We start from the raw sequence: 24001 nt of genomic DNA, 5'->3' as shown, positions 1-24001 counted from the left end.
ACGTAAACCGTAAAGATAACTTGCTACTGAGCCAGTCCAGCGGACTGGCTTTTACGGTTTTAGCTGCAGGCAATTTGCGTTACTTTGTTGTCCTATTACAAAAACAACAGGAAGGCAGAGGTGGGGCAGAGAATACCCGTCACGCTCGGTAATATCGCGCCGTTATCGTTACGTCCGTTTCAACCAGGCAGTATGGCGCTGGTGTGCGAGGGCGGGGGACAAAGAGGCATCTTCACCGCAGGCGTACTGGATGAATTCATGCGCGCGCAGTTCAATCCCTTTGATCTCTTCTACGGGACGTCCGCTGGTGCGCAAAACCTTTCAGCTTATCTCTGTAACCAGCCCGGTTACGGTCGTAAAGTCATCATGCGTTACACTACCCGACGTGAGTTTTTTGACCCGGTGCGCTTTGTGCGCGGGGGAAACTTAATCGATCTCGACTGGCTGGTGGATTCGACCTCGTCCCAAATGCCGCTGGCGATGGACAACGCTGAGCGCTTGTTTGCCGCGGGGAAAGCGTTTTATATGTGCGCCTGTCGGGGTGATGACTACACGCCGGGCTATTTTTCGCCGAACCGGCAAAACTGGCTCGATCTTATTCGTGCCTCCAGCGCGATTCCCGGGTTCTACCGCACAGGGGTTGTGCTGGACGGTGTTAATTACCTGGATGGGGGCGTCAGCGACGCCATTCCTGTGCAGGAAGCGGCGAAGCAGGGGGCGAAAACGCTGGTGGTTATCCGCACTGTGCCTTCGCAAATGTACTACACCCCGCAGTGGTTCAAGCGTATGGAACGCTGGCTGGGCGAAAGCAGCCTGCAACCACTGTTGAATCTGGTGCAGCACCATGAGGCCACCTATCGCGCGATTCAGAGCTTTATTGAGAAACCGCCGGGCAAGCTGCGTATCTTTGAGATCTACCCTCCCAAACCGCTCCACAGCATGGCGTTGGGAAGCCGTATTCCGGCCTTGCGGGAAGACTACAAAACCGGACGTCTGTGCGGTCGTTACTTCCTCGCTACCGTCGGCAAACTGCTGGGGAAAAACGTGCCGCTGCCTCGTCAGACGCCGAAGATTGTGGTGCCGGGACCGGTGGTGGTTCCTCCCGCGCCGGTGGCCAACGATGCCCACGCGCCGGTGGTGGCCAATGCGCCTCAGGCCAACGATACAACGTTTAATAATGAGGATTTGGCGTGAGTTATCGTTTTATCGATACGCACTGTCACTTTGATTTCCCGCCGTTTACCGGCGATGAACCTGCCAGCATTCAGCGCGCGGCGGAGGTTGGTGTACAGAGCATTATCGTTCCGGCCACCCAGGCGGCGAATTTTTCCCGTGTACTGGCGTTAGCGGAAAATTATCCTCCGTTATTTGCCGCGCTTGGTCTACATCCCATTTTTATTGAAAAACATAGTGATGACTGCCTGGACCAGTTGCAACAGGTGCTGGATAAGCGCCCACAAAAGCTGGTGGCGGTAGGTGAGATTGGATTGGATCTGTATCGCGACGATCCGCAATTCGACAAGCAAGAGCGGGTGCTGGAAGCGCAACTTAAGCTGGCGAAGCGGTACGAACTGCCGGTGATCCTGCATTCGCGACGCACGCATGACAAGCTGGCGATGTACCTTAAACGCCATGCTTTGCCACGAACAGGCGTGGTGCATGGGTTTTCCGGGAGCGTGCAGCAGGCCGAACGCTTTGTGCAACTGGGATACAAAATTGGCGTGGGCGGCACCATTACCTATCCGCGTGCCAGTAAAACCCGCGAGGTAATGGCGCAGCTGCCGCTGGAGTCGCTGTTGCTGGAAACCGACGCGCCGGATATGCCGCTCAACGGCTTTCAGGGGCAGCCTAATCGCCCGGAGCAGGTAGTCAGAGTCTTTGACGTCTTATGCGAACTGCGCCCGGAACCTGCGGACGTGATCGCTGACGCGCTGTATCGTAATACCACGGCGTTGTTTGATTTTTGAATTCCGGATGCGGCGCTATTGCATCGCATCCGGCTATCACAGGTACAGCGCCGGAAAAATCAAATTATCCACCCCGCGTTCGCGCAATCTTTGCGCCAGGTGTTCCACATCCTCCGGCGTGGCGCTCGGCCAGTCCTTCGCTTCGCCATACACCCCGTGCGCATGAAAGGCATTCAGCCGTACCGGCACGTCACCTGAACCTCTGATAAACGCCGCCAGCGCATCAATATGCTGTAGATAATCCACCTGACCAGGGATAACCAGCAGGCGCAGTTCCGCAAGTTTCCCTTGCCCGGAAAGAAAGGTAATGCTTTGTTTAATCAGCGTGTTATCGCGACCGGTCAACTGACGATGACACGTGCTGTCCCAGGCTTTTAAATCCAGCATTACGCCGTCGCACACCGGCAGCAGCTTCTGCCAGCCGGTTTCGTTCAGCATGCCATTGCTGTCGACCATACAGGTCAGGTGTTGCAGTTGCGGATCGGTTTTGATCGCACGAAACAGCGCCACAATAAACGGTAGCTGGGTTGTCGCTTCGCCGCCGCTGACCGTAATTCCCTCAATAAACAGTGCTGCCTTGCGAATATGCTGCAGCACCTCATCAACGCTCATGGTCTGCGCCATCGGTGTGGCCTGCTGGGGGCACATATGAAGGCAGGTGTCACACTGCTGACATAAATCAGACTGCCACCACACTTTCCCCGCGCTCAGGCTCAGCGCCTCATGCGGGCAATGCAGCACACACTCCCCGCAGTCGTTGCAGCGTCCCATCGTCCACGGATTGTGGCAGTTTTTACAGCGCAGATTACATCCCTGCAGAAACAGAGCCAGGCGACTGCCCGGCCCGTCGACGCAGGAGAAAGGGATAATCTTACTTACCGAAGCGCATCTGCTGTTCATGGCTAATCACGCGAGGTTGTCGTTCCAGAATGCGCGTATTACGCGCGGCTTCTTCGCCAAGCCAGGTGGTGTTGGTGCGAGAACCTTCGGCGCGATATTTTTCCAGATCCGACAGACGCACCATATAGCCGGTAACGCGAACCAGATCGTTGCCGCTCACGTTGGCGGTAAACTCACGCATCCCGGCTTTAAATGCGCCGAGGCACAGCTGCACCAGCGCCTGAGGATTGCGCTTGATGGTTTCATCCAGCGTGAGAATGTCGCTGATCCCCGCGTGATAAAACGCGTGATGTGGCGCGACGGTTTGCAGATGAGTAATCGGGTCTGGTTCATCGCCGTAAGGCAGGCGTGCACCCGGCGTGGTGCCGATGTCAGAACTGATCCCCGACTGTGCATGCAGCATCGCGCGCTGCTTCCAGCCATATTTCACTGGGGTGCTTTCGACAAACTCCGCCAGTTGGGCGCTGATGCGATAGCCAAGCTGATTGGCGAACTCATCTTTTCCGTAGCGCGCATTTTGTCCCGCCTTATCGCACAGTAGATTCACCGCCTCCGCCAGGCCATACATGCCGAACATAGGCACAAAACGTTCGGGATCAATCAACCCTTCCTGCACGAGGAAGCTATTCTCAAAGAAATGTGATTTTTCATAGAGGAATTCACATCGTGAATCAATGATGGCGATTTGCTGTTGGCAATAGTGCGGTAGGGTGCGCGTAAAGAAGTCATCGACAGAGGCGCTGCGCTCTGCGATGGCTTTCAGATTAAGCCTGACCAGCGTGCTACCACCCCCGGCGAGCGGCAAAGAGTTGTAACAGCTGACGACGCCATACTGACTTTTTGTGAAAATTTTATCATTTTCAGGGCCGTTGGAAATATGTGGCTTACTGCACTCGCAGATATTCTTCGCCACGCTGAGCAGCAGATCGTCAGGTGTGATTTGCGGGTCATAAATGAATGTCAGATTAGGCGAAACCTGCTTTAACTCTGCATCTGCGCGTAAAATTGCACGGGTAACTGGAGTATCGGTGGGGCCGATGTTGGCATGCATAAACGCGTCTGGCAGGGTTCTGTCGAGATAACGCCAGAAACGTTTTATTCGAATATCGATCTCTTTTTGTGTTAGAATTCTAACATACGGTTGCAGCAGAGCATCGAGCTGGCCGAGATAAACCGGCATCGACGTCACTGACGGAACGTGGTGGTACAGGATGGTGAGTAAGGATAACGCGTCATCAAGATCCTTTGCCCCTTCCAGCTCTAGCCACGATGAACCATTGGCCAGAAAACGCGCGTAATCGGGTAAAACGTAGCGCGGTTTGAACGGGGCATGACCTTCGTACATATCGCAGATTACCCCATCATCCAGCGCCTGACGTGCCTGTGCAGGTAGTTGCGGATAAGGCAGCGCGTTTTCAGCTTCCAGCGCCAGAAAGTGGCGTTTCTGCTCAGGGCTGAGCACCGGGCTGGTCACGATTTGTTGGCAACGCTGTTGCAGCGCGAGTTCGCTTGAAGTGGGCATCGTTGATTCCTTTTTGTCCCGAAGGTGTAACGCCATTGTAGAAAGCAACGCCGCCACAACCTTTGATCCGGATGCGCCTGATGCCACCGCATCCCTTTAGAAAAGGTAATTTATTTGAAGTAGATCTCATTAGAGTAATGCAAATCTGTATGTGGTTTTCATTAACTGTGATGTATATCGAAGTGTAATAGCGAGCGGATGTTAGAATACTAACAAACTCGCAAGGTGAAATTTTATACGGCGATGCCGTTGGAGAATGTTATGACCGATTTAACAGCAAGCAGCCTGCGTGCACTGAAACTGATGGACCTGACCACTCTGAATGACGACGACACCAATGAAAAAGTGATCGCGCTGTGTCATCAGGCGAAGACCCCGGTTGGCAACACTGCCGCAATCTGTATCTATCCGCGTTTCATCCCTATTGCGCGTAAGACTCTGAAAGAGCAGGGTACGCCGGACATCCGCATTGCAACCGTCACCAACTTCCCGCACGGCAACGACGACATCGAGATTGCGCTGGCGGAAACTCGCGCGGCGATCGCCTACGGTGCCGATGAAGTTGACGTGGTGTTCCCGTACCGTGCGCTGATCGCCGGTAACGAGCAGATTGGTTTTGATCTGGTTAAAGCTTGCAAAGACGCGTGTGCGGCGGCAAACGTGCTGCTGAAAGTGATCATCGAAACCGGTGAGCTGAAAGAAGAAGCACTGATTCGCAAAGCATCTGAAATCTCCATCAAAGCCGGTGCTGATTTCATCAAAACGTCTACCGGTAAAGTGCCGGTCAATGCGACGCCGGAAAGCGCACGCATCATGATGGAAGTGATCCGCGACATGGGTGTTTCTAAAACTGTAGGTTTCAAACCGGCTGGCGGCGTGCGTACTGCAGAAGATGCACAGCAGTTCCTGGCGATTGCCGATGAACTGTTTGGCGCTGACTGGGCTGATTCTCGTCACTACCGTTTTGGCGCATCCAGCCTGCTGGCTAGCTTGCTGAAAGCGCTGGGTCACGGCGACGGCAAGAGCGCAAGCAGCTACTAAGCCCGTAGGCCGGATAAGGCGCAGCCGCCATCCGGCATTAAGACGACTGCCGGGTGGCGCGTTGCTTACCCGGCTTACAACGGCCTTCTACTCTTTTCCCCCGGGGGTTACCGTGTTTCTCGCACAAGAAATTATTCGTAAAAAACGTGATGGTCATACGCTGAGCGATGAAGAAATTCGTTTCTTTATCAATGGCATTCGCGACAATACCATTTCTGAAGGGCAAATCGCCGCCCTGGCGATGACCATTTTTTTCCACGATATGACAATGCCTGAGCGTGTTTCGCTGACCATGGCAATGCGTGATTCAGGAACCGTGCTGGACTGGAAAAGCCTGCAGTTGAACGGCCCGATTGTGGATAAACACTCTACCGGCGGCGTAGGTGACGTAACGTCACTGATGTTAGGCCCGATGGTTGCTGCGTGCGGCGGCTATATTCCGATGATCTCCGGGCGTGGCCTGGGGCATACCGGCGGTACGCTCGATAAACTGGAAGCGATTCCTGGATTTGACATCTTCCCGGACGACGCGCGTTTCCGTGAAATTATTAAAGACGTGGGTGTGGCGATTATTGGGCAAACCAGCTCGCTCGCACCGGCGGATAAACGTTTTTATGCCACCCGCGATATTACCGCGACGGTGGATTCCATCCCGCTGATTACCGGTTCCATTCTGGCGAAAAAACTGGCGGAAGGGCTGGATGCGCTGGTGATGGATGTGAAAGTGGGCAGCGGTGCTTTTATGCCGACCTACGAGCTTTCTGAAGCCCTTGCTGAAGCGATTGTCGGCGTGGCAAACGGTGCTGGTGTACGTACCACCGCGCTGTTAACTGATATGAACCAGGTGTTGGCCTCCAGCGCAGGTAACGCGGTCGAAGTCCGCGAAGCGGTGCAGTTCCTGACCGGTGAATACCGCAATCCACGTCTGTTAGACGTCACCATGGCGCTGTGCGTGGAAATGCTGATCTCCGGCAACCTGGCGAAAGATGACGCCGAAGCCCGTGCGAAATTGCAGACGGTGCTGGATAACGGCAAAGCAGCAGAGATTTTTGGTCGCATGGTGGCGGCGCAAAAAGGCCCGACCGATTTCGTCGAAAATTATGCGAAGTACCTGCCGACGGCAATGCTCAGCAAAGCGGTATATGCTGATACTGAAGGCTTTGTCAGCGCGATGGATACCCGTGCGCTGGGAATGGCGGTTGTTTCCATGGGGGGCGGTCGTCGTCAGGCATCGGACACCATTGATTACAGCGTTGGCTTTAGCGATATGGCGCGTCTGGGCGACAGCGTAGACGGACAGCGCCCACTGGCGGTGATCCGCGCCAAAGACGAAGCCAGCTGGCAGGAAGCGGCGAAAGCGGTCAAAGCGGCAATTAGCCTTGACGATAAAGCGCCAGAAATTACACCGACAGTCTATCGTCGTATTACCGAATAACTGTATACTGATCTGATCGCTTTTTTGCGGCGCAGATGTATGGAGAACAAGATGAAACGTGCATTTATTATGGTGCTGGACTCCTTTGGTATTGGTGCGACTGAAGATGCGGATCGCTTTGGCGACGTAGGTTCAGACACTATGGGACACATTGCAGAAGCCTGTGCGAAAGGTGAAGCTGACAATGGTCGCAAAGGACCACTGAATCTGCCTAACCTGACCCGTCTGGGCCTGGTGAAAGCTCACGAAGGTTCTACTGGTAAAATTGCTGCTGGCATGGACGGCAACGCGGAAGTGATTGGTGCCTACGCATGGGCGCATGAACTTTCTTCCGGGAAAGACACGCCGTCTGGCCACTGGGAAATCGCGGGTGTTCCGGTTCTGTTTGACTGGGGTTACTTCTCCGATCATGAAAACAGCTTCCCGCAAGAACTGCTGGATAAACTGGTAAAACGTGCCAACCTGCCGGGCTACCTCGGCAACTGCCACTCTTCCGGTACCGTGATCCTGGATCAACTGGGTGAAGAGCATATGAAAACCGGCAAGCCGATTTTCTATACCTCCGCTGACTCCGTGTTCCAGATTGCCTGCCACGAAGAGACTTTTGGCCTGGATAAGCTCTATGAGCTGTGCGAAATCGCCCGTGAAGAGCTGACCGAAGGTGGTTACAACATCGGTCGTGTTATCGCCCGTCCGTTTATCGGCGATAAAGCCGGTAACTTCCAGCGTACCGGTAACCGTCACGACCTGGCCGTTGAGCCGCCAGCACCGACCGTGTTGCAGAAACTGGTCGACGAGAAAGACGGTCACGTGGTTTCCGTCGGTAAAATCGCGGATATCTACGCTAACTGCGGCATCACCAAAAAAGTGAAAGCCACCGGTCTGGACGCGCTATTCGACGCCACCATCAAAGAGATGAAAGAAGCCGGTGATAAGACCATCGTCTTCACCAACTTCGTTGATTTCGACTCTTCCTGGGGACATCGTCGCGATATCGCCGGTTATGCTGCGGGCCTGGAACTGTTCGACCGCCGTCTGCCTGAGCTGATGGAGCTGGTGGGTGAAGATGATATTCTGATCCTGACCGCTGACCACGGCTGCGACCCAAGCTGGACCGGCACTGACCATACCCGTGAGCACATTCCGGTACTGGTTTACGGCCCGAAAGTGAAACCAGGTTCTTTAGGTCACCGTGAAACCTTCGCGGATATCGGTCAGACGCTGGCGAGCTACTTTGGTACGTCGCCGATGGACTACGGTAAAAATATGCTCTGATGCAATTGCCCGGTGGCGCTTCGCTTACCGGGCCTACGGTTTTGTAGGCCGGGTAAGGTGCAGCCGCCACCCGGCAAAAACAACAATATAAAAGGAACTGAAGATGGCAACTCCACATATTAATGCAGAAATGGGTGATTTCGCTGACGTCGTATTGATGCCGGGCGACCCGTTGCGTGCAAAGCATATTGCTGAAACTTTCCTCGAAGATGTTCGTGAAGTGAACAATGTTCGCGGCATGTTAGGCTTCACCGGTACTTACAAAGGCCGTAAGATTTCCGTAATGGGCCACGGTATGGGTATCCCGTCCTGCTCCATCTACACCAAAGAGCTGATCACCGACTTCGGCGTGAAGAAAATCATTCGCGTAGGCTCCTGCGGCGCTGTGCGTATGGACGTTAAACTGCGTGACGTGGTTATCGGTATGGGCGCTTGCACCGACTCCAAAGTTAACCGTATCCGTTTTAAAGATCATGACTTTGCAGCTATCGCTGACTTCGACATGGTGCGTAACGCAGTTGATGCGGCAAAAGCGCTGGGTGTAGACGCTCGTGTGGGCAACCTGTTCTCCGCTGACCTGTTCTACTCTCCGGACGGTGAAATGTTCGACGTGATGGAAAAATACGGCGTGCTGGGCGTGGAAATGGAAGCGGCGGGTATCTACGGCGTGGCGGCGGAATTCGGTGCGAAAGCGCTGACCATCTGCACCGTATCCGACCATATCCGTACCCACGAGCAGACCACTGCCGCAGAACGTCAGACGACTTTCAACGACATGATCAAAATCGCGCTGGAATCCGTTCTGCTGGGCGATAAAGAGTAAGTTTTGTTGTGGCCCGGAGGCGCTGCGCTGGCCGGGCTTACCATTCTTCTCGCAGGCCGGATAAGGCGTAGCCGCCATCCGGCATTTTTCAGGCCAGTGCTTAACGCACCGCTCTGGCAATCCATGCCGACAGCTCGCGTAACTCTTTCTCCTGCTGTGGGAAATCAACCAGCAGAGCCTCGCACTCCTGTTGCAGCATATCCGCACGGTACAAGCATCCTTGCAGACGACCCGCCAGCGCTTCTAATGGCGCGGGATTGAGGCTATCGGTAAACACCTGCGTACGCGTAATATGCCCTTTTTCGACGTCAAAATGCAGCTCAACGCCACCCCAGGTGAAACGTTCGTCCAGCAGGTGCGAGAAGGCAGGCGCCTGCCCAAAATTCCACTCCCAACTGCTCTGGCGGGCAAAGGTTTCGGCGAAGTTCGGCAGATCCGGCGCTTTGTCTGGGGAGATGATCTCGGCTTCTACGCGTTCGCCGTAGTGGGCGAAAAAGGCTTCCGTGATGGCCTGACAGACCTGTTGATGAGTGATGCCCGGTAACAGCTCGGTCAAATTCGCTACGCGCGAGCGAACCGAAGTGATGCCTTTGGCGGCAAGTTTCTTTTTATCGGGATTGAGATAGTTTGCCAGGCGGCTGAGATCGGCATTCAACAGCAGCGTGCCGTGGTGGAATCCGCGATCTTTCGTTTCCCGATAAGCAGAGCCGGAAACTTTGCGATCGCCGTCCGGCGTTTTCACCACCAGATCGTTACGCCCGGAGGCATCAGCTTCTACGCCCAGCGAATTCAGCGCATTGAGGACGATCGCGGTGGAGATGGTTTTGTCGTATTCCGGTTTACCAGCCATAAAGGTAAAGCAGGTATTGCCTAAGTCATGGAACACCGCGCCGCCACCGCTGCTGCGCCTGGCGAGCCGCACGTTGTCTTCTTCCATGCGGCGGGTATTACACTCTTTCCACGGGTTTTGCGCCCGGCCAATTACCACCGTATCGGCGTTACGCCACAAGAACAGAACGCGCTGCGTGGCGGGCATCTGGCGAAAAATGCACTCTTCGACCGCGAGGTTAAACCACGGATCGTAAGAGTCTGAGATAAGCAGGCGTAGTGTTGTCATGTTGATTTCCCTTCTGTTTTACAGTTTTTACAGCTTTTACTCTATCTTCTCGTTGTCTTCTTCCTGCACCGGTTTGTTGGCAGTGAGAAGGAAAGGAGATTGCTGCCAGCGGGTACGCTTACCTTGCAATAAGGTACGGGTCAGCACTACACCGATTGCCAGTGACAGTAGCAGCATCAGGCGTAAGATGTTGGTGGTGTTATCCACCTGCTTGGCTTCAGTGGCAAGAGTGTGGGTATCCAGCGTCAGGCGCAGATAGCCCAGCGGACCATTTTTTCCCTGAATGGGTTCGACGATCTGCTGGTTAAAATAGCCCCCGGCTTTTTTGCCGTCGAGCGCCAGACGATCACGAACATTGACGCTCTCACCGGTGCGCGTAATCAGGTCTCCCTGTTCGTCGTACACGCCTGCGTCCAGAATACGGCTACTCTCCGTCAACTGTGTGAGCACCGCCTTAATACGCTTTTCATCCGGCGTTTCGGTACGCATCAGCGGGGCGACGTTCAGCGCGACCTGACGGGCCAGCGTGCGGGCCAGCTCTTCGAGCTGCGGATTACGCTGCTGCTGGTGGCTTTGACTAAACCAGGAAGCCCCCTGCATCAGCGCGACGAGCAGCGCAAGGCAGGACAATACAATCACTGCACGATGAAGTCGGAATTTCAGTTTTGTGCGAGCCATATTCCACCTGCTGAAAATTTGAGACTTAATGTTGCCAGAAGCGCTGGTTACAGGGTAGCCTCATGCGTTATTTTCCCCTGATGATTCCGACCCGAACGATTTTACAGGAGCTTTAATGCCTAACATTACCTGGTGCGATCTACCTGAAGATGTCTCTCTGTGGCCAGGTCTGCCCCTCTCTTTAAGCGGTGATGAAGTGATGCCGCTAGATTACCACGCGGGCCGCAGTGGCTGGCTGCTGTACGGTCGTGGGCTGGATAAACAACGGTTAACGCAATACCAGAGTAAACTGGGCGCGGCGATGGTGATCGTGGCGGCGTGGTGCGTTGAGGATTATCAGGTAATTCGTCTGGCGGGCTCGTTAACGCCGCGTGCGGCAAAACTGGCGCATGACGCCAAACTGGATGTTGCGCCGCTGGGTAAAATTCCGCATCTGCGCACGCCGGGTTTGCTGGTGATGGACATGGATTCAACGGCTATCCAGATCGAATGCATTGATGAAATTGCTAAACTGGCCGGAACCGGTGAGATGGTTGCCGAAGTCACCGAACGCGCAATGCGCGGCGAGCTGGACTTTACCGCCAGCCTGCGCAGCCGCGTGGCGACGCTGAAGGGCGCTGATGCCAATATTCTGCACCAGGTGCGCGAAACATTGCCGCTAATGCCAGGCCTGACTCAGTTGGTGTTAAAACTGGAAACGCTTGGCTGGAAAGTGGCTATCGCTTCCGGCGGGTTTACTTTCTTTGCCGATTATCTGCGTAACAAGCTGCGCCTGACGGCAGCTGTGGCGAATGAGCTGGAGATCATGGACGGTAAATTTACTGGCAACGTGATCGGCGATATCGTCGATGCTCAGTACAAAGCCAGTACTCTGACCCGCCTGGCGCAAGAATATGAGATCCCGATGGCGCAGACGGTGGCGATCGGCGACGGTGCCAACGATCTGCCGATGATCAAAACGGCCGGGCTGGGGATTGCGTATCATGCGAAACCCAAAGTGAATGAAAAGACGGAGATTACTATCCGTCACGCTGACCTGATGGGCGTGTTCTGCATTCTCTCTGGCAGTATGAATCAGAAATAATGAGGTAAAACGTGGCAAAAGCTCCTAAACGCGCCTTTGTTTGTAATGAATGCGGGGCCGATTACCCGCGCTGGCAGGGGCAATGCAGCGCCTGTCAGGCCTGGAATACCATTACCGAGGTGCGCCTTGCCGCATCGCCAACGGTGGCGCGCAACGAGCGACTCAGCGGCTACGCCGGAAATGCGGGCGTTGCAAAAGTGCAGAAGCTCTCTGACATCAGCCTTGAGGAACTGCCGCGTTTTTCTACCGGATTTAAAGAGTTTGACCGCGTGCTCGGCGGTGGTGTGGTGCCCGGCAGCGCCATACTGATTGGCGGTAACCCTGGCGCGGGCAAATCAACGCTGCTGTTGCAAACGCTGTGCAGGCTCGCCGAGCAGATGAAAACCCTGTACGTCACCGGCGAAGAGTCGCTGCAACAGGTGGCGATGCGCGCGCATCGGCTTGGCCTGCCGACGGCGAACCTGAACATGCTGTCGGAAACCAGTATCGAACAAATTTGCCTGATTGCTGAAGAAGAACAGCCGAAGCTGATGGTGATCGACTCCATTCAGGTGATGCACATGGCGGATATTCAGTCTTCGCCGGGCAGCGTGGCGCAGGTGCGTGAAACCGCTGCTTACCTGACGCGCTTTGCTAAAACGCGCGGCGTGGCGATTGTGATGGTCGGCCACGTCACCAAAGATGGCTCGCTGGCCGGGCCGAAGGTACTGGAGCACTGTATTGACTGCTCGGTGTTGCTCGACGGCGACGCCGATTCCCGCTTCCGTACACTGCGTAGCCATAAAAACCGCTTTGGCGCGGTGAATGAGCTGGGCGTCTTTGCCATGACGGAACAGGGGCTGCGTGAAGTCAGCAACCCTTCTGCAATTTTCTTAAGCCGTGGCGATGAAGTCACTTCCGGTAGTTCGGTGATGGTAGTCTGGGAAGGCACGCGCCCGCTGCTGGTCGAGATTCAGGCGCTGGTCGATCACTCAATGATGGCGAACCCGCGTCGTGTGGCGGTCGGTCTGGAACAGAACCGTCTGGCGATTCTGCTGGCAGTGTTACATCGTCACGGTGGCTTGCAGATGGCGGATCAGGACGTGTTCGTTAACGTAGTTGGCGGCGTAAAAGTCACCGAAACCAGCGCCGACCTGGCGTTGCTGCTGGCAATGGTCTCCAGCCTGCGCGACAGGCCGCTGCCACAGGATTTAGTGGTCTTTGGCGAAGTGGGGTTGGCGGGAGAAATCCGTCCGGTACCCAGCGGGCAGGAGCGTATTTCGGAGGCGGCGAAACACGGTTTTCGCCGGGCGATTGTTCCTGCCGCTAACGTACCGAAAAAAGTACCGGAAGGGATGCAGGTCTTTGGCGTTAAGAAGCTTGCGGATGCGTTAAGCGTGTTTGACGACCTATAATCAAATACCCGTACGTACTGAATTTGTAGGCCTGATAAGCGATGCGTCATCAGGCAGTGTTACGCGATTTTTCCAGCAGGAGGCTCTTGTGTCATTTGATTATCTGAAAACCGCCATTAAGAAAAAGGGTTGTACCCTGCAACAGGTGGCAGATGCCAGTGGCATGACCAAGGGATATCTAAGCCAGCTTCTGAATGCCAAAATTAAAAGCCCCAGCGCGCAAAAGCTGGAGGCGTTGCACCGTTTTCTCGGACTGGAGTTTCCGCGCCAGCAGAAAAATATCGGTGTGGTATTTGGTAAGTTTTATCCGCTGCATACCGGCCATATCTATCTTATCCAGCGCGCCTGTAGTCAGGTTGATGAACTGCATATCATCATGGGCTATGACGACACGCGCGATCGCAGCCTGTTTGAAGACAGTGCCATGTCGCAACAGCCTACGGTGCCCGATCGTCTACGCTGGCTGCTGCAAACCTTTAAGTATCAGAAAAATATCCGTATTCATGCCTTCAACGAAGAGGGCATGGAGCCGTATCCACACGGTTGGGACGTGTGGAGCAACGGGATCAAAACGTTTATGCAGGAGAAAGGGATCCAGCCAAACTGGATCTACACCTCTGAAGAATCAGATGCCCCGCAGTATCTCGAACATCTGGGGATCGAAACCGTGCTGGTGGATCCCAAACGGACGTTTATGAGCATCAGCGGCGGGCAAATCCGTGAAAACCCGTTTCGCTACTGGGAGTATATTCCGACCGAAGTGAAGCCGTTTTTCGTGCGCACCGTGGCGATCCTCGGCGGGGAGTCGAGCGGTAAATCGACGCTGGTGAACAAGCTCGCCAACATCTTTAACACCACCAGTGCGTGGGAATATGGGCGTGATTACGTCTTCTCCCATTTGGGCGGCGACGAGATGGCATTACAGTATTCTGACTACGATAAAATCGCCCTGGGACAAGCACAATACATTGATTTTGCTGTTAAGTACGCCAATAAAGTGGCGTTCATCGACACCGATTTTGTGACCACTCAGGCTTTCTGCAAAAAGTATGAAGGGCGTGAACACCCGTTTGTGCAAGCGCTGATTGACGAGTATCGCTTCGACCTGGTTATCCTGCTGGAAAACAACACCCCGTGGGTAGCGGATGGCTTGCGCAGCCTTGGAAGTTCGGTTGACAGAAAAGCGTTTCAGACGCTGTTGGTCGAGATGCTGCAGGAGAACAATATCAATTTTGTGCACGTTCAGGAGCCGGACTACGATGGTCGCTTCCTGCGCTGCGTGGAGTTGGTGAAAGAGTTGATGGGCGAGCAGAGGTAGGTTTTAATGCCGGATGCGCTGCGCTTATCCGGCCTACAAGTCGCACTAACCTCGTAGGCCGGATGTGGCATGACGCCGCCATCCGGCGCTTAACGCTAATTACTTAGAAATACGCTTGTACTTAATACGCTTCGGCTCCAGCGCATCGGCGCCCAGCGTGCGTTTCTTGTACTCTTCGTATTCGGTAAAGTTACCTTCGAAGAACTCAACCTTACCCTCATCCTGGTAATCCAGAATGTGGGTCGCGATACGGTCAAGGAACCAACGGTCGTGCGAGATAACCATCGCGCAGCCCGGGAACTCCAGCAGGGCGTTTTCCAGCGCGCGCAGGGTTTCGATATCCAGGTCGTTGGTTGGTTCATCGAGCAGCAGCATGTTGCCGCCAACTTGCAGCAGCTTCGCCAGGTGCAGACGACCACGCTCACCGCCGGACAACTCGCCAACGCGTTTACCCTGATCCACACCTTTGAAGTTGAAGCGGCCCACGTAGGCACGGCTTGGCATTTCGGTGTTGCCGATCTTCATGATATCCAGCCCGCCGGACACTTCTTCCCACACGGTTTTGCTGTTGTCCATGGCGTCACGGAACTGGTCAACGGAGGCCAGTTTGACGGTTTCACCCAGCGTGATGGTACCGCTGTCAGGCTGTTCCTGGCCGGACATCATACGGAACAGGGTTGATTTACCCGCACCGTTCGGACCGATGATGCCGACGATAGCGCCTTTCGGTACCGAGAAGCTCAGGTCGTCAATCAGCACGCGATCCCCGTAGGATTTACGCAGATTGGTAACTTCAACGACTTTATCGCCCAGACGTGCTCCAGGTGGGATAAACAATTCGTTGGTTTCGTTACGTTTCTGGTATTCAGTGTTGTTCAGCTCTTCAAAGCGTGCCAGACGGGCTTTGCCCTTAGACTGACGGCCTTTCGCGCCCTGACGAACCCACTCCAGCTCTTTCTCAATGGATTTACGGCGAGCCGCTTCCTGAGAGGCTTCCTGGGCCAGACGCTGATCTTTCTGCTCCAGCCAGGAAGAGTAGTTACCTTCCCATGGAATACCTTCACCACGGTCCAGCTCCAGGATCCAGCCGGCAACGTTGTCGAGGAAGTAACGGTCGTGGGTAATCGCCACCACGGTACCTTCGAAGTCGTGCAGGAAGCGTTCCAGCCACGCGACGGATTCGGCGTCCAGGTGGTTAGTCGGTTCGTCGAGCAGCAGCATGTCTGGTTTTTCCAGCAGCAGGCGGCACAGCGCGACGCGGCGGCGTTCACCACCGGAGAGATTCTCAATTTTAGCGTCCCAGTCCGGCAGACGCAGGGCGTCAGCGGCACGCTCAAGCTGCACGTTCAGGTTATGACCGTCGTGCGCCTGAATGATCTCTTCAAACTTGCCCTGCTGTGCGGCCAGCTTATCGAAGTCAGCGTCCGGTTCGGCGTACTTGGCGTACACTTCATCCAGACCTTTCAGCGCGTTAACCACTTCGGCAACCGCTTCTTCCACGGATTCACGAACGGTATGTTCCGGGTTCAGTTTTGGTTCCTGTGGCAGGTAACCGATTTTAATGCCAGGCTGTGGGCGAGCTTCACCTTCGATATCAGTATCAATACCGGCCATGATGCGCAGCAGGGTAGATTTACCCGCACCGTTCAGACCGAGAACACCGATTTTGGCGCCAGGGAAGAAGCTCAGTGAGATGTTTTTAAGAATATGACGTTTCGGCGGAACGACCTTGCCGACACGATGCATGGTATAAACGAATTGGGCCACGTTGGACTCGCCTCTATGTTTATCCCGTCATACTTCAAGCCGCAGATGCGTTGGCTGTGTCGTTCACCCCAGTCACGTACTTTTGTACGCTCAGGGGATTCACTTCCTCGCCGCCTTGCTGCAACTTGAATTATTTAGGGCTAATTATTGGTAAATAGTTATCAAAGGCGAAGTGTAGCCTTTTTCATTGTCCAATCCCAGCCAGCAGATCCCACTCGCAACAAAAGTAAAAAAGTGTCCGTGACGTGGCGCATTCTGCAATGTCTGGTTAGCATGAATGAATTAAGCGGCATGATGCTGCACAGACGTAACATGAGAAGAGGAAGAGCTTGTGGACAAAGCCAAACAATTTACCTGGCGCCTGCTGGCTGCCAGCGTATGTCTGCTGACGGTCAGTCAAGTAGCGCGAGCGGATTCCCTGGATGAGCAGCGCAATCGCTATGCGCAAATTAAGCAGGCCTGGGATAACCGACAGATGGATGTCGTAGAGCAGATGATGCCTGGCCTGAAGAACTACCCTCTGTATCCTTATCTGGAATATCGCCAGATCACTGACGTTCTGATGAATCAGCCCACCATTACCGTCACCAATTTTGTGCGCGCCAACCCGACGCTGCCCCCGGCGCGTACTCTGCAATCTCGTTTCGTGAATGAACTGGCGCGCCGCGAAGACTGGCGTGGGCTGCTGGCGTTCAGTCCGGAAAAACCGGGCACCACCGAAGCGCAATGTAACTATTACTTCGCGAAATGGAGTACCGGACAAACTGAAGAAGCCTGGCAGGGGGCGAAAGAACTGTGGCTGAGCGGAAAAAGTCAGCCGAACGCCTGTGACAAATTATTCGGCGTATGGCGTGCCTCAGGCACTCAGGATCCGCTGGCGTATCTGGAACGTATTCGTCTGGCGATGAAAGCCGGGAATACCGGACTGGTCACGGCGTTGGCCGGACAGATGCCCGCGCAATACCAAACCATTGCTTCAGCGATCATCGCGCTGGCCAACGATCCGAATTCGGTAATGACCTTTGCTCGCACCACCGGCGCAACGGATTTCACCCGACAGATGGCGGCGGTCGCCTTTGCCAGCGTGGCGCGTCAGGATGTGGAGAATGCCCGCCTGATGATCCCTTCCCTGGTGCAGGCGCAACAGCTTAATGACGAGCAAACCCAGGAGCTGCGCGACATTGTCGCCTGGCGTCTGATGGGCAATGACGTTACCGACGAGCAGGCCAAATGGCGTGATGATGCGATTATGCGCTCCAACTCCACCTCGCTTGTGGAGCGCCGGGTGCGCATGGCGCTGGGAACCGGCGATCGTCGTGGCCTGAATACCTGGCTGGCGCGTCTGCCAATGGAAGCCAAAGAAAAAGATGAGTGGCGCTACTGGCAAGCGGATCTGCTGCTGGAGCGCGGACGCGATGCGGAAGCCAAAGAGATCCTGCACCAACTCATGCAGCAGCGCGGTTTCTATCCGATGGTGGCGGCACAGCGCCTGGGCGAAGAGTACGAGCTGAAAGTGGATAAAGCACCAGCTAACGTTGATTCTGCGCTGACTCAGGGCCCGGAAATGGCACGCGTACGCGAGCTAATGTACTGGAACATGGATAATACCGCGCGCAGTGAATGGGCGAATCTGGTCACCAGCCGTACCAAGTCCGAGCAGGCTCAGTTGGCGCGTTACGCGTTCAACAATCACTGGTGGGATCTAAGCGTTCAGGCGACGATCGCCGGAAAGTTGTGGGATCATCTGGAAGAGCGATTCCCGTTGGCCTATAAAGATCTTTTTACCCGTTACACCAGCGGCAAGGATATTCAGCCAAGCTATGCGATGGCGATAGCGCGTCAGGAAAGCGCCTGGAACCCGAAAGTGAAATCACCGGTTGGCGCAAGCGGGCTGATGCAGATTATGCCGGGTACGGCGACGCATACGGTGAAAATGTTCTCGATTCCAGGTTACAGCAGTCCGAGCCAGCTATTGGATCCTGATACCAACATCAACATCGGAACCAGCTATTTGCAGTACGTGTATCAGCAATTTGGCAATAACCGCATCTTTGCGTCAGCAGCCTATAACGCCGGTCCGGGACGCGTTCGCACCTGGCTTGGCAATAGCGCTGGCCGCATTGATGCCGTCGCGTTTGTCGAGAGCATTCCATTCTCAGAGACGCGTGGTTATGTGAAGAACGTGCTGGCTTACGATGCGTACTATCGCTATTTCCTCGGCGATAAACCGGAGTTGATGAGCGACGCAGAATGGCAACGTCGTTACTGATCGTGTCGATTGTGTTATGCTATCGTACTCGTTAAAGAGTACAAAAGGGGGAGGCAAGCACGCTTCCCCCGCAACGATGGCGATATCTTATGACTCAGCAATCACCCTATTCAGCAGAGATGGCAGAACAACGTCACCAGGAGTGGTTACGTTTTGTCGATCTGCTTAAACACGCCTACGAACAAGATTTACACCTGCCACTGCTCAATTTGATGTTAACGCCGGATGAGCGTGAAGCGTTGGGCACGCGTGTGCGTATCATTGAAGAGCTGCTGCGCGGTGAGATGAGCCAGCGTGAGCTTAAAAACGAGCTCGGGGCGGGGATTGCTACTATTACGCGAGGGTCGAACAGCCTCAAATCCGCACCGGTGGATCTGCGTCAGTGGCTGGAACAGGTGTTGCTCGGGAAAAATTGATCCGCCGGATGTGGCTTTGCCTTATCCGGCCTACGATTGAACATCCGGCACAATGCTATAAATACACCGCGTTATGAAACGGGCTGAGCGCCAGAATCACCGCCTGGTGGTAGACGCTCGAACGCGTCAGCTTACCCGCGGTAAAGACGCCGATTGCGCCCTCTTTACGGCCAATCTCATCAATACCTGTATAGTCCGACATCACCGGGCCGAGTGCTTCACCTTTGCGGACTCTGTCGAGAATGACAGTAGGCAAAGGCAGCGTGGCTGAACGGGCTTCACCGCGCTGGATGCCGTTATCAATTACTACCCAACTGAAGGTGGCATCGTCGTCAATTCCTGCTTCAATGGCGACCCAGAAATCAGCCTGCGGGTGCTGGCGGCGAGCGTTATCAACGCGATTTCGTGCGCCAGTGCGCGTTTCCTGGTTTCCGAAAGGTTGTTCCGGCACGCCACTCTCGACGGCGACGGGTTCAATATGGCAGGATCCTTCCCCGAAAATCTCTTCAAATGCCCGCAGAATTGCCTGAATTTTGGCAGGATTGGTGGTCGCAGAGATAACCTTGTGCATAATTAAGCTCAGTTTGAAAATTCATCGCATCGCAGTATAACGGAAAAAAAGCATGTTACAGGTATACCTTGTTCGCCATGGCGAAACGCAGTGGAACGCCGAGCGACGTATTCAAGGCCAGTCAGACAGCCCACTAACCGCTAAAGGTGAACAGCAAGCCATGCAGGTGGGTGAACGCGCTCGCTCGTTTGGTATTACGCATGTCATCAGTAGCGATCTTGGTCGTACACGACGCACCGCAGAAATCATCGCCCAGGCCTGTGGCTGTGATATCACCTATGACTCCCGTCTGCGCGAGCTAAATATGGGTGTGCTGGAAAAACGTCACATCGATACGCTGACGCCGGAGGAAGAGGGCTGGCGTCGCCAGTTGGTGAACGGTACGGTGGATGGTCGTATCCCGGAAGGGGAATCGATGCAGGAATTGAGCGATCGCGTCAACGCAGCGCTGGCATCCTGTCTGGAATTGCCGCCGGGAAGTCGTCCGCTGCTGGTCAGTCACGGTATCGCGCTGGGTTGCCTGGTGAGTACAATTCTTGGATTACCGGCATGGGCTGAACGTCGCTTGCGTCTGCGCAACTGTTCTATTTCTCGCGTTGATTACCAGGAAAGCTTATGGCTGGCGCCGGGATGGGTCGTTGAAACGGCAGGGGACATCTCACATCTGGACGCCCCTGCGTTGGATGAACTACAGCGCTAGCGGCGAATCGGAATCAGGAATTCGCAGCGCAGGTTGATCGGGCGATCTCCCGCTTTGGCATCTTCTGCCGGGTAATATCGCTCGATATCCTGTCCTTTACGGCGCGTCAGGTTCAGCATTGGCATGCATGTGCCGTAAACCGTCAGGATAAACTCTTGCACGCCGGTTCCCAGCCCTTCGTAGGTAAACATCACGTACTCGCCACCCTGTAACAGGATAGGCTGCGCCGACGGCACATAGCCATTGGCCTGTTCCGGCGTCAGTGCAGTGGTGTAAAACACTTCCTGCTCGTCATCTTTTTCAATGCTCGGACGCGTTTCGTTAAGCCCGTACAGGACTGGCGGGATCGCAGGAGCCTGACTGAGGAAGTCGCGCCAGAACTGAATACGCATTTCATGACGGAAATCTGAAATCTGTTCCAGCGAGCAGGAATAGCTTTGCGTGGTGCCGAGTAGTTGCGTATCTTCCAGGGTGACAAACTCGTGCGCAGGCATCGCAAATTCACCCAGGCGCATTGGCGGGCGAATACCAAACGCACTCCATTCCGGGGAGCGACGATACAGCGCAGGCGTTTGGGAAAACTGTTTCTTGAACGCGCGAGTAAAGGTTTGTTGAGAGTCGAAGCGATATTGCAGCGCAATATCCAAAATTGGGCGCGCAGTCAGGCGCAGCGCCACTGCAGATTTCGATAAACGACGGGCGCGGATATAGGCGCCAATAGCATGGCCCGTCACGTCCTTAAACATTCTCTGCAGGTGCCACTTGGAATAGCCCGCTTTTGCCGCCACATTGTCAAGCGACAAAGGCTGATCCAGATGACCTTCCAGCCAGATTAATAGGTCGCGAATAATGCCAGCCTGATCCATAAAATATCCTCATCCTTTCAACAACGAGTACCTGACGTCAGGTATGAGGATAATAGCATTTTTTGCTGTTTTAGCATTCAGTGTTTTTTTTGCTCATAAATGCTTTTTTCGGACATACGAAAGCGTGATTATTGTAATCCTGTGATCTGTATACGTTTTATCTTAGAATGTCGAATAATTGCACAGAGTAACTTTTAAAAATGGTAACAATATGAAATATAAGAGCTTAGTCATTTCCTCAATTCTGCTGATGTTGGCGCAGGTTGCCCATGCGGAGCAGATTGGATCTGTCGATACGGTGTTCAAAATGTTCGGCCCGGATCATAAAATTGTGGTCGAAGCGTTTGACGATCCGGATGTTACCAACGTGACCTGCTACGTGAGTCGGGCGAAGACTGGCGGCATCAAAGGTGGTCTGGGGCTGGCGGAAGATACCTCCGATGCCGCCATTTCCTGCCAGCAGGTTGGGCCGGTAGAACTGAGCGACAGAATCAAGAACGGTAAAGCTCAGGGCGAAGTGGTATTTAAAAAACGTACCTCGCTGGTGTTTAAATCTTTACAGGTCGTGCGTTTTTACGATGCGAAACGTAATGCGCTGGCCTATCTGGCTTATTCAGATAAAGTCGTCGATGGATCGCCCAAAAATGCCATTAGCGCGGTACCCATCATGCCGTGGCGGCAATAACAAGGAAGCACAATGCAACAGCCGTTGATCTGGTTGGTTGAGGATGAGCAGGGAATCGCTGATACGCTTATCTACATGCTGCAGCAAGAGGGGTTTAGCGTAGAGGCGTTTGAGCGCGGATTTCCCGTGCTGGAGAAATCTCGCCAGCAATGCCCTGATGCCATCATTCTGGATGTCGGGCTACCGGATATAAGCGGTTTTGAACTGTGCCGACGTTTACTTGAACGCCACCCGGCGTTGCCGATCCTGTTTCTGACCGCACGCAGCGATGAAGTGGATCGCCTGTTGGGGCTGGAAATTGGCGCGGATGACTATGTTGCCAAGCCTTTCTCGCCGCGTGAAGTGTGCGCTCGTGTGCGTACGCTGCTGCGGCGGGTGCAAAAATTCTCCACGCCTTCATTGACAACGCGCTGTGGGGATTTTGAACTTAATGAGCTGGCCGCGCAGATTACCTGGTTCGGCATGCCGTTGAACCTGACGCGCTATGAATTCCTGCTGCTGAAAACATTCCTGATGTCGCCGGGACGTATTTACTCCCGCCAACAACTGATGGATTTAGTCTGGGCCGATGCGCAGGATACCTTTGACAGAACGGTCGATACCCACATCAAAACGCTGCGCGCCAAGCTGCGGGCCATCAACCCCGAGCTTTCCCCCATCAATACGCATCGTGGTATGGGATACAGCCTGAGGAGCGTCTGATGCGCATTGGCATGCGTTTGCTGCTCGGCTATTTTCTGATTGTTGCCGTCGCTGCCTGGTTCGTTCTGTCTATCTTTGTGCAGGAAATTAAGCCAGGCGTCCGTCGAGCGACTGAGGGCACATTGATTGATACCGCCACGCTGCTGGCTGTGCTGGCGCGTGATGACTTACTCTCTGATACCCCCGCCAACGGCAAGCTTGCGCAGGCCTTTTCGCAACTGCATAACCGCCCATTCCGCGCCAATATCAGCGGCATTAACAAAGTACGTAATGAATACCATGTCTACATGACGGACGCGCAGGGCAAGGTGGTGTTTGATTCAGCTAACCAGGCCGTCGGTCAGGACTACTCCCGCTGGAACGACGTGTGGTTAACGTTACGTGGGCAGTATGGCGCTCGTAGTACGCCGCAAAACCCGGATGATCCGGAAAGCTCGGTGATGTACGTTGCCGCGCCGATTGTAGACGGTGGTCGTATTATCGGTGTGCTCAGTGTCGGCAAACCAAATGCAGCGATGGCGCCGGTGATTAAACGCAGTGAACGGCGAATGCTGTGGGCCAGCGCCGTATTGCTGGGTATTGCCCTGGTGATTGGCTTCGGGATGGTATGGTGGATAAACCGCTCCATTGCCCGGCTGGCGCGTTATGCCGACTCCGTTACTGAGAATCGCCCCGTCCCACTGCCTGATTTAGGCAGTAGCGAGTTACGCAAACTGGCGCAGGCGCTGGAAAGTATGCGTCTGAAGCTCGAAGGCAAGAACTACATTGAGCAGTATGTCTACGCGTTAACGCATGAGCTGAAAAGCCCGCTGGCGGCCATTCGTGGCGCGGCAGAGATACTGCGCGAAGGTCCGCCGCCAAATGTGGTAGCGCGCTTTACCGATAATATTCTGACGCAAAATGCGCGCATGCAGGCGCTGGTTGAAACCTTGTTACGTCAGGCGCGACTGGAGAATCGGCAGGACATTACGTTGACGCCAGTGGCGGTAGATGTACTGTTTGCTCAGCTCAAAGAGGCGCGTAGCGTGCAGCTGGCGGCAAAAAACATCACGCTGACCATTTTGCCTTCATCGCTTAGCGTCGCAGCCGATCCCGCGTTACTGGAGCAGGCATTGGGGAATTTACTCGACAACGCTATCGACTTTACGCCACAGGACGGGACGATTGTGCTGAGTGCACATCAGCACGAGGATCGGGTCACGTTGCAGGTTACCGACAGCGGTAGCGGGATCCCTGACTTTGCGTTGCCACGTATTTTTGAGCGCTTCTACTCGCTGCCCCGCGAGAATGGACACAAGAGCAGCGGTTTGGGGCTGGCGTTTGTCAGTGAAGTTGCACGACTGCATGAAGGCGCGGTGACATTATCTAACCGACCAGAGGGCGGCGCACAAGCTTCGTTTACGCTTCACCGTCACTTCACATAACTTCAAATTCTCCGCACATAGCTGTTCTACCTTGCTGATATTGCAAA

22 protein-coding genes are annotated in these 24001 nt (G+C 54.5%); 15 read left to right on the top strand and 7 right to left on the bottom strand.

Features of this window, described 5'->3' with window-relative positions:
* The first annotated feature begins 120 nt into the window (after positions 1-120).
* Both OGX67_RS06070 and OGX67_RS06065 read left to right on the top strand, forming a co-directional pair.
* The gene (locus OGX67_RS06070; RefSeq protein WP_003837277.1) at positions 121-1194 is read left to right on the top strand and encodes a patatin-like phospholipase family protein; all 1074 of its coding nucleotides are present in this window, start codon (positions 121-123) and stop codon (positions 1192-1194) included.
* Complete coding sequence (locus OGX67_RS06065) at positions 1191-1967, top strand: metal-dependent hydrolase (RefSeq protein WP_204584157.1); 777 nt, start codon at positions 1191-1193, stop codon at positions 1965-1967. The genes OGX67_RS06070 and OGX67_RS06065 overlap by 4 nt, the downstream gene beginning before the upstream one ends.
* Before the next feature lie 36 nt (positions 1968-2003).
* Here OGX67_RS06065 and OGX67_RS06060 read toward each other — a convergent pair whose 3' ends face one another.
* The gene (locus OGX67_RS06060) at positions 2004-2867 is read right to left on the bottom strand and encodes a YjjW family glycine radical enzyme activase (protein ID WP_048219763.1); all 864 of its coding nucleotides are present in this window, start codon (positions 2865-2867) and stop codon (positions 2004-2006) included.
* Complete coding sequence (locus tag OGX67_RS06055) at positions 2839-4389, bottom strand: YjjI family glycine radical enzyme (protein ID WP_257651259.1); 1551 nt, start codon at positions 4387-4389, stop codon at positions 2839-2841. Before OGX67_RS06055 ends, OGX67_RS06060 begins: the two co-directional genes overlap by 29 nt.
* A gap of 261 nt (positions 4390-4650) precedes the next feature.
* Here OGX67_RS06055 and deoC point away from each other — a divergent pair, with 261 nt between their 5' ends.
* The 4 genes from deoC to deoD all read left to right on the top strand — a co-directional run bounded on the left by deoC (position 4651) and on the right by deoD (position 8963).
* Positions 4651-5430 (top strand): deoxyribose-phosphate aldolase, encoded by a 780-nt coding sequence (gene deoC, locus OGX67_RS06050; protein ID WP_003019042.1) that lies wholly within the window; start codon positions 4651-4653, stop codon positions 5428-5430.
* A gap of 112 nt (positions 5431-5542) precedes the next feature.
* On the top strand, positions 5543-6865 hold the full coding sequence (gene deoA, locus OGX67_RS06045) for a thymidine phosphorylase (RefSeq protein ID WP_257651258.1): 1323 nt from the start codon (positions 5543-5545) through the stop codon (positions 6863-6865).
* Positions 6866-6916: 51 nt separating this feature from the next.
* Positions 6917-8140 (top strand): phosphopentomutase, encoded by a 1224-nt coding sequence (deoB, locus tag OGX67_RS06040; RefSeq protein ID WP_003019037.1) that lies wholly within the window; start codon positions 6917-6919, stop codon positions 8138-8140.
* Between the two features lie 103 nt (positions 8141-8243).
* Positions 8244-8963 (top strand): purine-nucleoside phosphorylase, encoded by a 720-nt coding sequence (deoD, locus tag OGX67_RS06035; RefSeq protein WP_000224864.1) that lies wholly within the window; start codon positions 8244-8246, stop codon positions 8961-8963.
* 100 nt (positions 8964-9063) lie between these two features.
* On the opposite strand, the gene lplA is transcribed toward deoD, so the two are convergent.
* Both lplA and OGX67_RS06025 read right to left on the bottom strand, forming a co-directional pair.
* Positions 9064-10080 (bottom strand): lipoate--protein ligase, encoded by a 1017-nt coding sequence (lplA, locus tag OGX67_RS06030; RefSeq protein ID WP_257651257.1) that lies wholly within the window; start codon positions 10078-10080, stop codon positions 9064-9066.
* 36 nt (positions 10081-10116) lie between these two features.
* Entirely contained in the window at positions 10117-10758 is a 642-nt protein-coding gene (locus OGX67_RS06025; RefSeq protein WP_003019032.1) for a YtjB family periplasmic protein, read from the bottom strand.
* A gap of 115 nt (positions 10759-10873) precedes the next feature.
* Between OGX67_RS06025 and serB the strand changes: the two genes are divergently transcribed.
* The 3 genes from serB (at position 10874) to nadR (ending at position 14554) form a co-directional block, all read left to right on the top strand.
* The gene (gene serB / locus OGX67_RS06020) at positions 10874-11842 is read left to right on the top strand and encodes a phosphoserine phosphatase (protein ID WP_003019027.1); all 969 of its coding nucleotides are present in this window, start codon (positions 10874-10876) and stop codon (positions 11840-11842) included.
* A gap of 11 nt (positions 11843-11853) precedes the next feature.
* Positions 11854-13236 (top strand): DNA repair protein RadA, encoded by a 1383-nt coding sequence (radA, locus tag OGX67_RS06015; RefSeq protein ID WP_001728171.1) that lies wholly within the window; start codon positions 11854-11856, stop codon positions 13234-13236.
* Positions 13237-13324: 88 nt separating this feature from the next.
* The gene (gene nadR / locus OGX67_RS06010) at positions 13325-14554 is read left to right on the top strand and encodes a multifunctional transcriptional regulator/nicotinamide-nucleotide adenylyltransferase/ribosylnicotinamide kinase NadR (protein WP_003019021.1); all 1230 of its coding nucleotides are present in this window, start codon (positions 13325-13327) and stop codon (positions 14552-14554) included.
* A 99-nt stretch (positions 14555-14653) separates the two neighbouring features.
* Here nadR and ettA read toward each other — a convergent pair whose 3' ends face one another.
* On the bottom strand, positions 14654-16321 hold the full coding sequence (gene ettA, locus OGX67_RS06005; protein ID WP_003019019.1) for an energy-dependent translational throttle protein EttA: 1668 nt from the start codon (positions 16319-16321) through the stop codon (positions 14654-14656).
* A gap of 331 nt (positions 16322-16652) precedes the next feature.
* Here ettA and sltY point away from each other — a divergent pair, with 331 nt between their 5' ends.
* Positions 16653-18590, top strand: coding sequence for a murein transglycosylase (gene sltY / locus OGX67_RS06000; protein ID WP_286526135.1), 1938 nt, complete (start codon positions 16653-16655; stop codon positions 18588-18590).
* 89 nt (positions 18591-18679) lie between these two features.
* Complete coding sequence (trpR, locus tag OGX67_RS05995) at positions 18680-19006, top strand: trp operon repressor (protein ID WP_003837292.1); 327 nt, start codon at positions 18680-18682, stop codon at positions 19004-19006.
* A gap of 55 nt (positions 19007-19061) precedes the next feature.
* Here trpR and yjjX read toward each other — a convergent pair whose 3' ends face one another.
* Positions 19062-19577 carry an inosine/xanthosine triphosphatase gene (yjjX, locus tag OGX67_RS05990; protein ID WP_003019009.1) on the bottom strand — a complete coding sequence of 172 codons (516 nt, stop codon included), beginning with the start codon at positions 19575-19577 and terminating at the stop codon, positions 19062-19064.
* Between the two features lie 52 nt (positions 19578-19629).
* On the opposite strand from yjjX, the gene gpmB reads away from it, so the two are divergent.
* Positions 19630-20277, top strand: coding sequence for a 2,3-diphosphoglycerate-dependent phosphoglycerate mutase GpmB (gpmB, locus tag OGX67_RS05985; protein WP_003019006.1), 648 nt, complete (start codon positions 19630-19632; stop codon positions 20275-20277).
* Here the strand turns inward: gpmB and robA are convergent.
* Positions 20274-21143, bottom strand: a complete 870-nt coding sequence (gene robA / locus OGX67_RS05980; protein WP_003837295.1) for an MDR efflux pump AcrAB transcriptional activator RobA — start codon at positions 21141-21143, stop codon at positions 20274-20276. The two genes, gpmB and robA, sit on opposite strands and share 4 nt — an antisense overlap.
* 211 nt (positions 21144-21354) lie before the next feature.
* Between robA and creA the strand changes: the two genes are divergently transcribed.
* Genes creA through creC form a run of 3 tightly spaced genes read left to right on the top strand, consistent with a single transcriptional unit; the run spans position 21355 to position 23954 of the window.
* Positions 21355-21828, top strand: a complete 474-nt coding sequence (gene creA / locus OGX67_RS05975) for a protein CreA (protein WP_003018998.1) — start codon at positions 21355-21357, stop codon at positions 21826-21828.
* A gap of 12 nt (positions 21829-21840) precedes the next feature.
* Complete coding sequence (gene creB, locus OGX67_RS05970) at positions 21841-22530, top strand: two-component system response regulator CreB (protein ID WP_016149520.1); 690 nt, start codon at positions 21841-21843, stop codon at positions 22528-22530.
* A complete protein-coding gene (creC, locus tag OGX67_RS05965) occupies positions 22530-23954 on the top strand; it encodes a two-component system sensor histidine kinase CreC (RefSeq protein ID WP_257651256.1) in 1425 nt (474 codons plus the stop codon). The genes creB and creC overlap by 1 nt, the downstream gene beginning before the upstream one ends.
* The last annotated feature ends 47 nt before the right edge of the window (positions 23955-24001 follow it).

Origin of the sequence: Citrobacter sp. Cf118 (genome assembly GCF_030334095.1) — a bacterium.
GTDB classification, from domain to species: domain Bacteria; phylum Pseudomonadota; class Gammaproteobacteria; order Enterobacterales; family Enterobacteriaceae; genus Citrobacter; species Citrobacter freundii.
The sequence above is the reverse complement of the archived record's forward strand: the minus strand, read 5'-3'. Positions and strand labels throughout refer to the sequence as shown.

Excerpts from the sequence above, each read along its gene's own strand:
- OGX67_RS06060 (WP_048219763.1), bottom strand. The coding sequence starts at position 2,867 with ATGAACAGCAGATGCGCTTCGGTAAGTAAGATTATCCCTTTCTCCTGC.
- OGX67_RS06055 (WP_257651259.1), bottom strand. The coding sequence starts at position 4,389 with ATGCCCACTTCAAGCGAACTCGCGCTGCAACAGCGTTGCCAACAAATC.
- deoC (WP_003019042.1), top strand. The coding sequence starts at position 4,651 with ATGACCGATTTAACAGCAAGCAGCCTGCGTGCACTGAAACTGATGGAC.
- deoB (WP_003019037.1), top strand. The coding sequence starts at position 6,917 with ATGAAACGTGCATTTATTATGGTGCTGGACTCCTTTGGTATTGGTGCG.
- deoD (WP_000224864.1), top strand. The coding sequence starts at position 8,244 with ATGGCAACTCCACATATTAATGCAGAAATGGGTGATTTCGCTGACGTC.
- lplA (WP_257651257.1), bottom strand. The coding sequence starts at position 10,080 with ATGACAACACTACGCCTGCTTATCTCAGACTCTTACGATCCGTGGTTT.
- OGX67_RS06025 (WP_003019032.1), bottom strand. The coding sequence starts at position 10,758 with ATGGCTCGCACAAAACTGAAATTCCGACTTCATCGTGCAGTGATTGTA.
- serB (WP_003019027.1), top strand. The coding sequence starts at position 10,874 with ATGCCTAACATTACCTGGTGCGATCTACCTGAAGATGTCTCTCTGTGG.
- trpR (WP_003837292.1), top strand. The coding sequence starts at position 18,680 with ATGACTCAGCAATCACCCTATTCAGCAGAGATGGCAGAACAACGTCAC.
- yjjX (WP_003019009.1), bottom strand. The coding sequence starts at position 19,577 with ATGCACAAGGTTATCTCTGCGACCACCAATCCTGCCAAAATTCAGGCA.
- gpmB (WP_003019006.1), top strand. The coding sequence starts at position 19,630 with ATGTTACAGGTATACCTTGTTCGCCATGGCGAAACGCAGTGGAACGCC.
- robA (WP_003837295.1), bottom strand. The coding sequence starts at position 21,143 with ATGGATCAGGCTGGCATTATTCGCGACCTATTAATCTGGCTGGAAGGT.
- creA (WP_003018998.1), top strand. The coding sequence starts at position 21,355 with ATGAAATATAAGAGCTTAGTCATTTCCTCAATTCTGCTGATGTTGGCG.
- creB (WP_016149520.1), top strand. The coding sequence starts at position 21,841 with ATGCAACAGCCGTTGATCTGGTTGGTTGAGGATGAGCAGGGAATCGCT.
- creC (WP_257651256.1), top strand. The coding sequence starts at position 22,530 with ATGCGCATTGGCATGCGTTTGCTGCTCGGCTATTTTCTGATTGTTGCC.